This window comes from Piscinibacter sp. PDB1-1 (assembly GCF_056675995.1).
Window position 1 is genome coordinate 1 of record NZ_JBWVZJ010000003.1, and the last position, 14,012, is coordinate 14,012.

Annotated in this window: 12 protein-coding genes; 2 read left to right on the top strand and 10 right to left on the bottom strand. The window is 62.5% G+C overall.

Annotated features, from left to right (window positions below; translation table 11 throughout):
• Positions 1 to 658: 658 nt before the first annotated feature.
• From AC1KAR_RS16000 to AC1KAR_RS16025, 6 genes are all read right to left on the bottom strand, one after another.
• The gene (locus tag AC1KAR_RS16000) at positions 659 to 1,018 is read right to left on the bottom strand and encodes a DUF6463 family protein (protein ID WP_480319464.1); all 360 of its coding nucleotides are present in this window, start codon (positions 1,016 to 1,018) and stop codon (positions 659 to 661) included.
• A gap of 1,738 nt (positions 1,019 to 2,756) precedes the next feature.
• Positions 2,757 to 3,245: a GNAT family N-acetyltransferase gene (locus tag AC1KAR_RS16005; protein WP_480319465.1), complete on the bottom strand. Its 489-nt coding sequence runs from the start codon at positions 3,243 to 3,245 to the stop codon at positions 2,757 to 2,759.
• Positions 3,246 to 3,752: 507 nt separating this feature from the next.
• Positions 3,753 to 4,235: a hypothetical protein gene (locus AC1KAR_RS16010; protein WP_480319466.1), complete on the bottom strand. Its 483-nt coding sequence runs from the start codon at positions 4,233 to 4,235 to the stop codon at positions 3,753 to 3,755.
• Positions 4,236 to 4,303: 68 nt separating this feature from the next.
• A complete protein-coding gene (locus AC1KAR_RS16015; protein WP_480319467.1) occupies positions 4,304 to 4,762 on the bottom strand; it encodes a GNAT family N-acetyltransferase in 459 nt (152 codons plus the stop codon).
• Positions 4,763 to 4,832: 70 nt separating this feature from the next.
• Entirely contained in the window at positions 4,833 to 5,426 is a 594-nt protein-coding gene (locus tag AC1KAR_RS16020) for a cupredoxin domain-containing protein (RefSeq protein WP_480319469.1), read from the bottom strand.
• A gap of 594 nt (positions 5,427 to 6,020) precedes the next feature.
• A complete protein-coding gene (locus AC1KAR_RS16025; RefSeq protein ID WP_480319471.1) occupies positions 6,021 to 6,836 on the bottom strand; it encodes a hypothetical protein in 816 nt (271 codons plus the stop codon).
• Positions 6,837 to 7,105: 269 nt separating this feature from the next.
• Here AC1KAR_RS16025 and AC1KAR_RS16030 point away from each other — a divergent pair, with 269 nt between their 5' ends.
• On the top strand, positions 7,106 to 8,197 hold the full coding sequence (locus AC1KAR_RS16030) for an integron integrase (RefSeq protein WP_480319473.1): 1,092 nt from the start codon (positions 7,106 to 7,108) through the stop codon (positions 8,195 to 8,197).
• Positions 8,198 to 8,232: 35 nt separating this feature from the next.
• Here AC1KAR_RS16030 and mmsB read toward each other — a convergent pair whose 3' ends face one another.
• From mmsB to AC1KAR_RS16050, 4 genes are read right to left on the bottom strand one after another with little or no spacing between them, the layout of a single operon-like run.
• Positions 8,233 to 9,132, bottom strand: a complete 900-nt coding sequence (mmsB, locus tag AC1KAR_RS16035) for a 3-hydroxyisobutyrate dehydrogenase (protein ID WP_480319475.1) — start codon at positions 9,130 to 9,132, stop codon at positions 8,233 to 8,235.
• A gap of 24 nt (positions 9,133 to 9,156) precedes the next feature.
• Positions 9,157 to 10,281: an enoyl-CoA hydratase/isomerase family protein gene (locus AC1KAR_RS16040; protein WP_480319477.1), complete on the bottom strand. Its 1,125-nt coding sequence runs from the start codon at positions 10,279 to 10,281 to the stop codon at positions 9,157 to 9,159.
• Positions 10,282 to 10,302: 21 nt separating this feature from the next.
• Positions 10,303 to 11,463, bottom strand: a complete 1,161-nt coding sequence (locus AC1KAR_RS16045) for an acyl-CoA dehydrogenase family protein (protein WP_480319479.1) — start codon at positions 11,461 to 11,463, stop codon at positions 10,303 to 10,305.
• 9 nt (positions 11,464 to 11,472) lie between these two features.
• Complete coding sequence (locus tag AC1KAR_RS16050; protein ID WP_480319481.1) at positions 11,473 to 12,975, bottom strand: CoA-acylating methylmalonate-semialdehyde dehydrogenase; 1,503 nt, start codon at positions 12,973 to 12,975, stop codon at positions 11,473 to 11,475.
• Positions 12,976 to 13,094: 119 nt separating this feature from the next.
• Between AC1KAR_RS16050 and AC1KAR_RS16055 the strand changes: the two genes are divergently transcribed.
• Positions 13,095 to 13,988 (top strand): LysR family transcriptional regulator, encoded by an 894-nt coding sequence (locus AC1KAR_RS16055; protein WP_480319482.1) that lies wholly within the window; start codon positions 13,095 to 13,097, stop codon positions 13,986 to 13,988.
• The last annotated feature ends 24 nt before the right edge of the window (positions 13,989 to 14,012 follow it).

The following is a 14,012-nucleotide window of genomic DNA, read 5'->3' on the forward strand; positions in this document are numbered from 1 at the left end:
AGCACTGTGCGAACAACACCGAGTGGCAACCCGCGAAGAACTCAGCACGGCACGACTCCGCGTGGCTAGCTGCTTGATTCACTGCACGGCTTTCCACAGGCTGCATTCGTACGCCTAACGTTTGACATGAGCTGCATGACCCGGCTTGCCGGGGCATGTCAGCTCGATGGAAGGGTTAGGCGTCGCCAAGCAACGCCGGGGCGAAACTGACACGATCATCTGGCTTTGGGCCCTGAAGCGGGTGTGGCTCTATCGACTGTTCTTCGATTCGCCATTCAACTCTTGGGCCTTTCCCGAGCTCCATGCCTGCGGCCAAGACTGCTTCGCCATCGACTCGGCGAGTTCCATCCTCATGCTGTTTTGTCAGCGCCTCTGTAATTGGCACTGAGATGTAAGCGTCTTCGACGGTGATCCGGCGAAGGCGGAGTTGGATTGAGTAGGTCTGTTCGTCTGACATTTGCGCTTCTGAGTGAGTGATTTGCCCTGCGTTACTTCGGGCAACTACGCAAGGATGGCGAGGGGTTTCACGAGGGTTCACTTCTCTGATGTGGCTCTTCCGCAAGCCGCGACGCCTAACGTTTGACATGAGAGGCGGCGCCCGGCTTGCCGGGCGACGTCCTCTCGATGGAAGGGTTAGGCGGCTGACCTTGAAACACTCTCATATGAACCCGTAGCCAGCAGCAACGATGAGTGCCGAGATGAGCAACCCCAACAAGAAGGGAGATTTCGGGATGACCAGAACGCCCACAGTTGATACGACAAGCAAGTACAGCCCGACCAGGCGATAGAGACTTAGATCGCCAACTGCCGCTGCATGCGCGGCAACCTGGCCTGCCAGCATGAGGAGCGGCCCAAACATAGTGAACCAGAACGCAGTGCGCCTAACTTCTGGAGAGCCGAATTTGCCAACGACACCCGCGGAGAGCCCTTCGAGCAATGGAACTCGAAACTTTGCGAAGGCATAGCCGATATGCCCGATACCAAGGGCGAGCAGGAGCCAAGCGAGTGTTGAGGTCATGTTGAAGTGGCAGGAGGAAATGTGCGACTTTGTGTGGCCGCCTAACGTTTGACATGAGCTGCGGCCGTAGGCGGGCGAAGCCTGCCGGAGGACGTCAGCTCGATGGAAGGGTTAGCCCTCGCCTGCTCGCCTGCGCTTACTGCGCATCGATGCAGCGCAGGACCAACCAAGACACCACTATGGCTGCCAAGCTCAGAAGCAAACCTTCGTACCCGGTTTGGCGTATCGCAAAGCAGACTAGCAGAACGCGCTGCACGCGCCTCACCGTGCGGCGCCACTTGACCGCTTGCGGCAATGGCTCGCAGCTCAATGCAACGAACCATGACTGGCCGTGCCTCTTGCCCCGCCACAGACCGTGCGCCGGCCGCCAGCGGACGGACGGCCCGCGCCGGTTGATGCGCAGCACCAGATGGCAGTGCAGAGCGCTGACAACAAGAAAACTCGGCGAGCATTTCTGTGAGGGCTAACGTTTGACATGAGAGGCGGCGCAAGGGCGCAGCCCTTGTGACGTCCTCTCGATGGAAGGGTTAGGCGTCTGCATTTGCACCGCCATTTCAGCTGTCTTCCGCGAAGCTCTTCGCGACTTCTTCAGGATTCGCGCTGTACATGACTTGCCAAGCAAGACTATTCGGCGATTGCCCAAGCAAGTCACTGAATTCCTTCATTAGGCGGGAGCACTTCGGATTTGAAGGGTGGACGGGTTGACCAAGGGACGCGAATAGCTGAAGCAGACGAAGAAACACTTGCTTCTGTACGGGATGAGCTCGCCGCACGCCGCCTTGCCTGTACCGAACTTGCAACGCACCCAAGCCGAACCAGTTCAGCTCCAGTGACTTCTCTTGATCAACAAACAGAACTCGCGGGAACATTTGAGACGCCTAACGTTTGACATGAGAGGCTCGACCCGGCTTGCCGGGGCACGTCAGCTCGATGGAAGGGTTAGGCGCTGCACGCTGAGGACCCAGCCTCAGACTAGCGCCGCCGCTGCTAGCAGAAGAACAACGCATGGGAGTGTGATAGCCAGTCGTGCAGCCCGGCGAACGTGAAGGATGCGCAAGAGCCACCCGAACGCTAGTACCCAAAGTGCGGCGACAAGCACTCCTGGGAGTGCCCAACCATGCGCTATGGCCCACGACGCCAAAACACCTGGCGCGACGCAAACAAGCAGTGTCAGGGCGAACGCCTGCTCCGCTAGCGGCCACATTAGCCAATCGTTGTTTCGCATACATCACCCGTGCTGACCCGAGGCGCCTAACGTTCGTGCTTAGCGGCTGCCGGAGGCAGTCCGCTAGAGCGCAGGGTTAGGCAGGCCGTACTCGGCCGGCTGGAACGCGAGCGCCCCGCTCTGCCGAGAAAGCACTGCCCCACGAGACGGCTTGTGGCGTTGCCACGCAGCGCGGCGCCACTACGAAGCATGGCGGCGCCCGCGTGCACGCCGCAGACGGTGCGCCGGCCGCCAGCGGACGGACGGCCAACGCAGAACCCCGCACGAACAGCGCTCGCATGACTGGGCACCACTGACCCCGCGCCGGTGGGCGCGGACGGCAGAAGGCTGGCGAAGCACCGCGCGAACGACACCGAATGGCAACCCGCGAAGAACTCGCCACGGCACGACTCCGCGTGGCTCGCTGCTTGATTCACTGCACGGCTTTCAACAGGCTGCATTTCAAACGCCTAACGTTTGACATGAGAGGCGGCGCAAGGGCGCAGCCCTTGTGACGTCCTCTCGATGGAAGGGTTAGGCGGCGCTGACGACATGGACCATGTACCGGACTGAAAACGGCAGGTGAGGAAACCGCTTTAGTTCGCCACTCTTGAAGCCAAGATCTTCGTACCAGCGTTGCAAGTCTGTGTGCTCACCAATGATGCCGATGCTGACGGCCTTGGCCGAAGCTGAGCGAGCCAACTCAAGAACAAACTTAACCAGGTGAGTGCCCATTCCTTTGGTTCGGTGCGCCGGCAAAACGGACAGTCGATTCAGGTAAGCGACCTCTTCATTTGGCCGTTCGTATGCGACGCAACCAATGACGCTCTCTCCGTCTTGCAAAAGGAAGTACCTCTCACCGCGTGCCAGGTCTGCCTTTACCCATGCTTCTGTACAGAAGGACGGGTGCTTTGGGCAGTTGACTGAATTCAAACCGAACTTCAATGCGACGTCTTTGTTTGATTCGCTGACGAGCATTGCGACAAGCGCGAGGTCTTGCGTTGTGGCTTCTCGGATTTGCATGATCGGCATTCTCTCCCGCGACGCCTAACGTTTGACATGAGAGGCGGCGCAAGGGCGCAGCCCTTGTGACGTCCTCTCGATGGAAGGGTTAGGCGTCTGCATTTGCACCGCCATTTCAGCTGTCTTCCGCGAAGCTCTTCGCGACTTCTTCAGGATTCGCGCTGTACATGACTTGCCAAGCAAGACTATTCGGCGATTGCCCAAGCAAGTCACTGAATTCCTTCATTAGGCGGGAGCACTTCGGATTTGAAGGGTGGACGGGTTGACCAAGGGACGCGAATAGCTGAAGCAGACGAAGAAACACTTGCTTCTGTACGGGATGAGCTCGCCGCACGCCGCCTTGCCTGTACCGAACTTGCAACGCACCCAAGCCGAACCAGTTCAGCTCCAGTGACTTCTCTTGATCAACAAACAGAACTCGCGGGAACATTTGAGACGCCTAACGTTTGACATGAGAGGCTCGACCCGGCTTGCCGGGGCGAGTCCTCTCGATGGAAGGGTTAGGCCTCACTTTGGGAATACGGACTCGTACTTGGCTTGATCCCAAGTGTTTGCGAGTGGGCTGGCTTTAGCCACTGCCTTCGAATAGCCAAACTTCTCTGCCGCGGAAGTGAACGCGACTGGCACACCGTTGCGCAGTAGCGCGACGGCATTGCCGTCGCGTGACCATTTGAATGAAAACTCCGTTTCGGCTGGCTTCTCGACGACGGCGGTCTCGCTTGCAAGTTCCTTCAGCAGCAGTGGTGTGCCGCCTGTCTTTTTGATGGCTTCCCACTCAACTCGACCTATTGGATTGATGCGGGAATATGCGATTGCATCTCTTTCCGGTTGCTGTGTTCCAGCCTTCGTTAGATAGAGATAGGCAACTCGCTCGTCATCTTCGAATACTGCGATTCGCTTCGATATCTCGTTGTGTGATTCAAGAAACAAGCCTTGAGCCATAGCTGACGCTCCGAGGGAGAAGAGAAGTGCAGTCACGAAAAGCTTCATGTGAGGCCTAACGTTTGACATGAGAGGCGGCGCCCGGCTTGCCGGGCGACGTCCTCTCGATGGAAGGGTTAGGCGCTTGTAGCACCGAGCAGCGCCTTGGAATAGAGCACTTGCACGCGGTGCGGTTCGTTTCGGAGACCGCAGATAGCAAAGCCGTGCTTCAGATTGGCTTGGGACATGGCAATGTTGTCCTCGTCTGCGGCTGTTTCGATGACCTTGAACCCCTGCTCGCCAAGAAACCTGTGCTGTAGCTCCATGAGACGAGACGCGACCCCTTGCCGCTGTGAACTTGGATGCACGCCACCCAGCCAGCTGTAGTACTTGGATTGGCTCATTGCATAACCAGCCTTAAAGCCAACCAGCTGACTGGTCGTATGAGCGCAGATGACACTCGGGCACGGCATGTTCTCTAAGCGCCAGCGAATGTCGTTAATTGGCTCTCCGAAGGCCAGTTCACTCAAGCGCGATACGACCAGGAACAGACCTTCTTCGAAAGGTGAAAGAGCAACCGTGTATTCGATGGACACCGCTCTCGCTCCGCAAGCGCCTAACGTTGGAGTTCAGCGGCTGCCGAAGGCAGTCCGCTGCAATGACGGGTTAGGCGCCGACACGGATGACAACGGACTGACTGAATTGCAGGTATTCACGCGCATGATCATTTCCCGGCTCCCTGCGTTGGAGGCTGTCTATGGTGTAGCTGTGCAAGGAAACACTAGCACGTGATGGGCGATGAGAGTTCCATAGAACGGTAAAACCAAAGCCGTGCTCTGCTGGAGTTGTGTTTGCAACCGTCTTTTGGCCTTCGGGTGATTGGTATTCGAACGACCAACCGTTTCGTTGTTTCGGTTTTGCCCGGAGCTCTTCGAACATCTGCTCTGTTGGAGTGAAATCGAATTCTTCGCTTGGCTCTTCTCCCGGAAACAGCTCTTCAATTGTCTTTCCGGGCGCGGTTGACGCGGCGTTTTCTAAGAACTGAACGCGAACAGTTTGGCCGGGCTCTAGCGGCACTTCATTGACCCAAGTAAGGCTTGCTGATTCGCCGGCCTCAGGATATGCGCCGCCAGAAACACCTAGCGACGCAAATTCTTCCTCTACGCGCGTGCCGGACACGCGGACTGACATTACGTCGAACTTGTCGCAGTTGACGGTGACTGCCAATTCGTCATCTACGAATACAGAGAGAGCGGGCATTTCGGCGCCTAACGTTTGACATGAGAGGCCCGACCCGGCTTGCCGGGGCGGGTCCTCTCGATGGAAGGGTTAGACGCCGTTGGCCTGTGAATACTCGGCTGACGTAACGGCTGAACTCTACCGAGCGACAACAACTTGCTTCTCCGTAAGCCTGGCCAACTTTGCGCCGAGGATGGATGCCTCAGTGTCATCGAAGAGGCGAGCTACTTCTACCTTTCGCTCACGTAGCAAGACAAGACTAAGTTTCCAGATTTCTGGCCCGTCGCCGTTTTGAGTGTGGCGAACTTCAATTGCCGTGACGGCGCGTACTGGCGAGATCGCGCGGCCATGCAGCTGGATTGAGTTTTTGTCTTTGTCGACGATTAGCTTTCCTCGGCCGGCTTCAACGACCAGGCGGCGCGGAGATTCCTCCAGCACTTCGAGAGGCCGAGGGTAGCCAAAGAACCTTCTCACTTCGTACCGAAGCGCCTCGAAGAACTCTCGTAGGAACTGCTGCAAGGCGAAAGGGCGTAACACGGCGTCTAACGTTTGACATGAGAGGCTTGCCCCGGCTTGCCGAGGCAAGTCCTCTCGATGGAAGGGTTAGGCCTCACGCTAGGTTCTCGTTCCTGAGATTCTTGATACATGCTCTTTAATCTCACCCCACCTTGCAACCACATCACCAGCTCGACCTGATTCTGTTAACTCAATCAGTCCAGGAGCGAGTGGCTGAACTCCTAGCTCGTTGACTAGCGGATGCCTATCGCAAGCGACCAGTAGTTTTAGAAGAAGCGAATGGGCTTCCTTTGAGCTAGGTTCCGTGAAGTGGATATCGACTTCTTGGACGCCCTTGCCGTCCTCGGAAAGAATGCACAGTTTCGTGAGGATGTGCCACAGGCGCTCTGTGAGATCAGAGTGGGTCACCTGTTTACCAGGAGCTGTTAGTGTGCGCAGAGGCCAGTAAATCGAGAAGAAAGTCAGAGCTCGAAGCTCGAGATCTGAGAGCGCCTGCTGATGTCGTAGTTGGAACTGACGATAAAGAGCTGCTGCCGCGCACAGATCAGCATCATGTTCTAGGGCTCGGAGTGTCAATAAGTCTGAGCCAACGACGCTGATCACCTCGTTGTGAGACCTGGCGATGTGAAAGAACTCGTGGGCGAGCACCCAGCCAAACATCGAACCAGGCATGAACTGATGATTCAATCGTTCGAACCCAGGGCGCTCTGGCAACAGTTCATTCAGGTAGGGATACCTGAACGCGAGACAGTGATCTATGAGGCCTGTACTGATTTCAACGAGGCCGTCCATCCCCTCTGCGGAAGGGAAGGGATTTTTCGCTATTCGAAGCCTTGGAATTTGGTGCGTCAACCGCCAAGAAATTTTGATGGACTGGAAGACGCTTTCGGAAATGGAAAGCAGGTCGGACGTCATTTGACGCCGCATCTTGCTTGTGATCGAGTCAACGTACGCTTCGACCGACATTATTCGGTCTGGTACTAGATCAAAGAAACTTGGCATACACCGCGTGGTGAAACTTTGAGGCCTAACGTCAAATAGGCCGTTTAGCCCACCCAACAGCATTCCACCTATTCACCGGCGTTGTCTCCATCTAGCTCCCCCTTGTTGCCCCTATAGGCAGGACTCAAATTCCCTCTTCCGAGGCGATGTGTCGGCGGTTTAGGCCGCCTAAATTGCTGCGGATGAACAGACCGACCCGATACAAGTCGGCGCCCGCCGGTGGGGATCATAAAGTTGCCGCGCGCCGTGCGGCACTGCCGGTAACCCAGGGCGCTTCACCTGCCGATCACCGCCGCGATGAATCCGATCCGCCACAACCGAGGCGGCTGCTCGATCAGGTTCGGGACGCCATTCGTCTTCGGCATTATTCGATCCGCACAGAGACTGTCTATGTCGACTGGATCCGCCGCTTCATCCTCTTCCATGGCAAGCAGCACCCCACCACGCTGGGCGGCGGCCACGTTGAAGCGTTCCTGACTTACCTGGCCACCGAGCGCAGCGTGGCGCCTTCCACGCAGAACCAGGCCAAGTCGGCGTTGCTCTTCCTTTACCGAGAGGTGCTTGGCGTCACGCTGCCCTGGCTCGATGAGATCGTTGGCGCCAAGAGCCGCGACCGCTTGCCGGTGGTGTTGACGCCATCCGAAGTCCGCGCCCTCCTCCACGAGTTGAGTGGTACGGGGTGGCTGGTGGCTGCCTTGCTGTACGGGACTGGGTTGCGGCTGATGGAGGGCCTGCGTTTGCGGGTCAAGGACATCGAGTTCGAGCGCCGTGAACTGACTGTTCGCGACGGCAAGGGTGGCAAAGACCGCACCACCGTGCTCCCCGAGAACCTGATCTTGCCGCTGAAGGAGCAGCTGGCGCGCGCGAAGACAACGCACGATCGCGATCTGGCCGCGGGGTATGGCGCCGTCTGGCTGCCGCATGCGCTGGCGGTGAAGTACCCGCAGGTCGATCGCGCCTGGGGATGGCAGTGGGTGTTCCCGGGCGCGCGACTGTCGATCGACCCGCGCGATGGCGAGGAGCGGCGCCATCACCTTCACGAGGCCTCGGTCCAGAAGGCCGTGGCGGGTGCCGCGCGGCGCGCTCAGATCGTCAAGCCCTGCTCACCGCATGTGTTGCGGCACTCGTTCGCCACGCACATGCTGCAAGCCGGCTACGACATCCGCACGGTGCAGGAGCTTCTCGGCCACAGCGACGTCAAGACCACCATGATCTATACGCACGTGCTCAACCGCGGCGGTCGCGGGGTGCTCAGCCCCTTCGATCAGTTCTAGATGTACGAGCGTCTCTCGGCGCTGCCGTCGCGTCCTCATGCCGGCGGCGACACCAGTTTCACCACGCTCGAGAAATCCAGCCCGCCGCGCCCGGCCTGCTTGTTGAGCGCGTAGAGGTTGCGCGCCAGCTCACCCAGCGGGATCGTGGCGCCCACGCCCATCGCAGCTTCCACGGCGAGGCCCAGGTCTTTGAGCATCAGGTCGTTGCCGAACCCACCGGTGTAGCCGCGAGTGGCCGGTGCGTTCTCCAGCACGCCGGGCCAGGGGTTGCAGACCTCGGTGGCCCAGCTGCGGCTGGTGCTTACGGCCATCATCTGTGAGAGCACCTTCGCGTCGAGCCCGTGGGACACGCCCAGCGCGATGGCCTCGCCGGTCACGGCCATGATGACGCCGAGCGCCATGTTGTTGCACAGCTTGGCCACCTGCCCCGCACCGGCTGCGCCCATGTGGAAGATGTTCTTGCCCATGGCCTGCAGCACCGGGCGGGCGCGCTCCAGGTGGGCCGCGTCACCGCCCACGATGAAGGTGAGCGTGCCGGCTGCGGCGCCGGCCGTGCCGCCGGAGACGGGCGCATCGAGCATGGCCACGCCGCGTGCCGCGGCCGCCTGCGCGACCTTCTGCGCCGAGGCCGGTGCGATGGTGCTGCAGTCGATGACGAGCGTGCCGGCCGCCAGCTTGGGCAGCAGGCCGCTCTCGCCCAGGTACAGCCCTTCCACGTGCTTGCTGGCCGGCAGCATGGAGATCACCACCTGCGCGCCCTCCACTGCCGCGCCCGCAGAGGCAGCGATCGGCACGCCTTTGTCCTTCACCATCGCGACCGCGCCGGCCGCGAGGTCAAAGGCGCTCACCACAAAGCCCGCCTTGTGCAGGTTGATGGCCATCGGGCTGCCCATGTTGCCCAGGCCGATGAAGGCCACGCGCGTTGCGTCTGTCATGGTGTGTCTCCGTGGTTGTTTGATTCAGGCGAGATCGGCCAGCGGGTGGCGGCCGGTGTGCGGTGCCTTCAGGTGCGCTTCGATCAGCTCGGGCGTCACCTCGGCCAGGGTGGCGGGTTGCCAGCGCGGCGACTTGTCCTTGTCGACCAGCAAGGCGCGCACGCCTTCGGCAAAGTCGTGGTGCATGCAGCAGCCCACCGAGGCCTGCCATTCGAGGCGGAAGACATCGGCGAGCGGCATGCCGCTCGTGCGCTTCTGCAGCTCGAAACCGAGCGCGGCCGAGGTGGGCGAGCCTCTGGTGAAGGCGGTGCCTGCATGGGCAAGCCAGGGGTCGGCATCCCCAGCCAGCGCGACGAGGCCGGGGGCCATGTCGATGAGGCGATCGCCTGGCAGCAGCGAGTCGATGCGCGCCTGGTGCGCGCGCAACAGGGACGCGGGCAGCTCGACGCCCACCGCGTGCTCGGCCAGCAGTTGCGTCAGCTGAGCGGCGTCGGCTTCGCGCTCGCCTTTCCAGCTGCTGCGCGAGATGGCGGCGAGCACCGCATCGCGGTCTTCATGGCGCAGCGCCACGTCGGCCATGCCGGCGTAGAGCGCATCGGCGGCGTTGAGCGGTGCAGCCGTCAGTGCGAGAAAGAGCCCCGCCTTTCCCGGCAGACGCGGCAGTAGCCAGCTGCCGCCCACGTCCGGGTAGAGGCCGATGCCAATCTCCGGCATGGCCATGCGCGTGCGCGGCGTAACGACGCGGTGGCTGGCGCCGGCCATGAGGCCGATGCCGCCGCCCATCACGATGCCGTGGCCCCAGCAGAGGAGCGGCTTGGGGTAGCAATGGATGCGGTGGTCGAGCCGGTACTCGCGCTCGAAGAAATCGGCCGCCTCCTGCACGATCTGACCCTTGGGTGTGGCGCGGATGGCGTGGTGCAAGCCGACCACGTCGCCACCGGCGCAGAAGGCCTTGTCGCCGGCGGCGTCGAGCACCACGCCAACGATGGCGTCATCGGCTGCCCAGGCGGCGAGCTGCGGATCGAGCAGCTCGACCATCGGCAGCGAGAGCGCATTGAGGCTGCCCGGCACGTTGAGCGTGGCGCGGCCGAAGGCGCGGCCATCGGCCGTGGGGATGCGGGTGAAGAGAACCGGGGAGTTGTCGCTCATGTGTTCGTTGGAGAGTGCCGTTCAGCGGATCGCATCGCCCGCGTCGTCTTGCAGGACGCGGCGCGACACGATCACGCGCATGATTTCGTTGGTGCCTTCGAGGATCTGGTGCACACGGGTGTCGCGCAGCAGCCGCTCCAGAGGGAACTCGCTCAGGTAGCCGTAGCCGCCGTGCAGTTGCAGCGCGTCGTTGCAGACGGCAAAGCCCGCATCGGTGGCAAAGCGCTTGGCCATGGCGCAGTAGGTCGATGCGTCGGGCGAGCCGCCGTCGAGCTTGGCTGCGGCCAGCCGCACCATCTGTCGTGCGGCGACGAGTTCGGTCGCCATGTCGGCCAGCTTGAACTGCAGCGCCTGCAACGTGGCGAGCGGCTTTCCGAACTGCTGGCGTTCGTGCAGGTAGCGGCGTGCGTGGTCGAGCGCGCCCTGCGCCGCGCCCACCGAGCAGGTGGCGATGTTGATGCGCCCGCCGTCGAGCCCCTTCATCGCGATGCGAAAGCCCTCGCCCTCCGAGCCCAGCAAGTGGTCGGCGGGGATCACCACGTTGTCGAACGACACCGTGCGCGTGGGCTGGCTGTGCCAGCCCATCTTGTCTTCGTTCTTGCCGTAGCTCACGCCCGGCGCATCTGCCGGCACCACGAAGGCCGAGACGCCGTTCGCGCCGGCGCCGCCGCTGCGCGCCATGACGACCAGCACGTCGGTGCTGCCGGCGCCGGAGATGAAGGCCTTGCCGCCGTTGATCACCCAGCCCTCGGCGCTGCGCTCGGCGCGCGTCTTCAGCGCGGCGGCATCCGAGCCGGCGCCTGGCTCGGTGAGACAGTACGAAGCGAGCTTGCGGCCGGTGGTGAGATCCGCACCCCAGTGCTCGCGCACGGCCGGCGTGCCCCAGGTGCCGAGCATCCAGGTCGCCATGTTGTGGATGGTGATGAAGGCGGTGGTGGAAGGGTCCACCGCCGCCAGCTCCTCGAACACCAGCGTCGCATCGAGCCTCGGCAGCGCCAGCCCGCCGATCGATTCGGGCGAGTACAGGCCGCAGAAGCCCAGCTCGCCGGCCTTGGCGATGGCGGCCTTGGGGAACACCGAGTTCCGATCCCACTCGGCCGCGTGCGGCGCGAGCTCGCTCAGCGCAAACTCGCGCGCCGTGTGCGCAAAGGCCCGCTGTTCTTCCGACAGTTCAAAGTCCATGCGCTCGTTTTACTTGAGGCTGATGGTGGTGTTGACGCCATGCGAGACGGTGTCGTCATCGAACCAGCGCGCCGTGACGGTCTTGGTCTGCGTGTAGAACAGCACCACCTGCTTGCCGTAGGGGCCGAGGTCGCCGAGCTTGGAGGCGCGCGAGCCGGTGAACGAGAACATCGGCACCGGCACCGGGATGGGCACGTTGATGCCCACCTGCCCCACGTCGATGTCTTCCTGGAAGCGGCGCGCCGCCGCGCCCGATTGCGTGAAGATCGCCGTGCCGTTGCCGTTGGGGTTGGCGTTGATCATCGCGATCGCGTCGTCGAGCGTCTCGGCATCGGCCAGGCACAGCACCGGGCCGAAGATCTCCTGGTCATAGATCGTCATGCCGGGCTTCACGTGGCTGAAGATCGTCGGGCCGACGAAGTTGCCCTTCTCGAAGCCGGGCACGGTGGGCTTGCGGCCATCGAGCGCGAGCGTGGCGCCATCGGCCACGCCACGGTCGATGAGCGTGCTCACGCGGTCGAGCGCGGCGCACGAGACCAGCGGGCCTACGTCCACGCCCTTCTCGGTGCCGGCGCCCACCTTGAGGGTCTTGGCCTTGGCGACCAGATCAGGCACCCAGTTGCGCGCCTCGCCCACCAGCACCGCCACCGAGACGGCCATGCAGCGCTGGCCGGCCGCACCGAAGCTCGCGCCGGCCAGCGCGTTGAGCGTCTGCTCCTTGTTGGCGTCGGGCATCACGATGGCGTGGTTCTTCGCACCCATCATGCATTGCACGCGCTTGCCGGCGAGCGAGGCGCGGTTGTAGACGTGCGTGCCGACCTTGGTCGAGCCGACGAAGCTGATCGCCTTGATGTCGGCGTGGTCGCAGATCGCGTTGACCACCGCCTCGCCGCCGTGCACCACGTTGAGCACACCGGCCGGGATGCCCGCCTCCAGCGCCAGCTCGCACAGGAGCATGGTGACCATCGGGTCCTGCTCCGAAGGCTTGAGCACGAAGGTATTGCCGGTGACGATCGCCATCGGGAACATCCACAGCGGGATCATCGCGGGGAAGTTGAACGGCGTGATGCCGGCGCACACGCCCAGCGGCTGCATCACGGTGTAGGTATCGACGCCGCTCGCCACGTTGTTGGCCAGCTCGCCGAGCTGCAGGTTGCCGATGGCGGCGGCGTGCTCCACCACTTCGAGCCCGCGGAACACATCGCCCTCGGCATCGGGCAGCGTCTTGCCCTGCTCGGCGGTGAGGATGGCGGCCAGCTCGGCCATGTTGTCGCGGATGAGCTGCTGGTACTTCAGGAAGATGCGTGCGCGCGTGCCGATGGGCGTCTTGCGCCAGGTCTTGAACGCCTCCTTGGCCGAGGCGACAGCCGCATTCACCTCCGCCGGCGTGGCGAACGGCACCCGGGCCAGCACCTGTTGCGTGGCGGGGTTGGTCACGTCGCGCCATTCGGTGGTGGTGGATTCGACGAACTTGCCGCCGATCAGCAGCTTGACGGTGGGGGTGGCAGGCATGGTGATGCTCCTTCTGTGGCCGGGGGGCGATGGACGATCCTAGCTGTGCAGATTTGCTCACACAATGGCCAAAACCGCAGGCAGGCCTTGCAAAAACGCACACCCCCCGGAGAACCCCCATGGACTGGGACCACTTGCGCCACTTTCTCGAAGTGTCTCGCTGCGGCACGCTGCTCAGCGCCGCGCGCGGCCTGGGGGTGGACCACACCACGGTGGCGCGCCGCATCCAGGCGCTCGAGAAGCAGCTCGGCACGCCGCTCTTCGTGCGCGAGCCCTCGGGTCACCGGCTCACCGAGGCCGGCCGGCAGCTTCTGCCGCGGGTGGAGGCCATGGCCGCCGCATTCCAGGACATCGAGACCGCCGCCGAGCGCTCGCCCACGGGCCTCTCGGGCACCGTGCGCATCGGTGCGACCGAAGGTTTCGGCACCCTGATCGTGGCCCCGGCGATCGCCCGGTTTGCGCAGGAGCACCCTTCGCTGGTGATGGACCTGCTGGCCCTGCCGCGGCTCGTGAACCTCTCGCGCCGCGAGGCAGACATCGTGATCTCGCTCGAACGCCCGGCCCGCGGGCCGCTCTCGGTGGTGAAGCTCACCGACTACACCTTGCGCTTGTACGCCTCGCGGCAGTACCTCGCCAACCACCCCGACATCCACACGCCGGCTGACTTGCAACCGCACGCGTTCGTCGCCTATGTGGACGACCTCTTGTTCAGCAAGGAGCTGCAACTTCTCCAGGAGCTGCACGCGCCGGAGCGCTTCACGCTGCGCAGCACCAGCGTGTTCGCGCAGTACCGTGCCGTCACCGCAGGCGCCGGGCTGGCCGTGCTGCCCTCGTTCCTGGCCGACGGCGACCCGACGCTCGTGCGCGTGCTGCCGGAGCAGGCGCGGTTCACACGCACCTTCTGGATGTCGACGCCGGTTGAGCTGCGGCACCAGCCGCGCATCGAGGCCATCTGGTCGCTGCTGCGCGAGACGGCGCAGGAGCAGCAGGCGCTGCTGTTGCCAGCGGATTGAACGCCCCCTAGCATGGCCGCTCGC

Bases quoted from the DNA above. Each gene is read 5' to 3' on its own strand.
- AC1KAR_RS16000 (WP_480319464.1), bottom strand. From the start codon at position 1,018: ATGACCTCAACACTCGCTTGGCTCCTGCTCGCCCTTGGTATCGGGCAT.
- AC1KAR_RS16005 (WP_480319465.1), bottom strand. From the start codon at position 3,245: ATGCAAATCCGAGAAGCCACAACGCAAGACCTCGCGCTTGTCGCAATG.
- AC1KAR_RS16010 (WP_480319466.1), bottom strand. From the start codon at position 4,235: ATGAAGCTTTTCGTGACTGCACTTCTCTTCTCCCTCGGAGCGTCAGCT.
- AC1KAR_RS16020 (WP_480319469.1), bottom strand. From the start codon at position 5,426: ATGCCCGCTCTCTCTGTATTCGTAGATGACGAATTGGCAGTCACCGTC.
- AC1KAR_RS16025 (WP_480319471.1), bottom strand. From the start codon at position 6,836: ATGACGTCCGACCTGCTTTCCATTTCCGAAAGCGTCTTCCAGTCCATC.
- AC1KAR_RS16030 (WP_480319473.1), top strand. From the start codon at position 7,106: ATGAACAGACCGACCCGATACAAGTCGGCGCCCGCCGGTGGGGATCAT.
- mmsB (WP_480319475.1), bottom strand. From the start codon at position 9,132: ATGACAGACGCAACGCGCGTGGCCTTCATCGGCCTGGGCAACATGGGC.
- AC1KAR_RS16040 (WP_480319477.1), bottom strand. From the start codon at position 10,281: ATGAGCGACAACTCCCCGGTTCTCTTCACCCGCATCCCCACGGCCGAT.
- AC1KAR_RS16045 (WP_480319479.1), bottom strand. From the start codon at position 11,463: ATGGACTTTGAACTGTCGGAAGAACAGCGGGCCTTTGCGCACACGGCG.
- AC1KAR_RS16050 (WP_480319481.1), bottom strand. From the start codon at position 12,975: ATGCCTGCCACCCCCACCGTCAAGCTGCTGATCGGCGGCAAGTTCGTC.
- AC1KAR_RS16055 (WP_480319482.1), top strand. From the start codon at position 13,095: ATGGACTGGGACCACTTGCGCCACTTTCTCGAAGTGTCTCGCTGCGGC.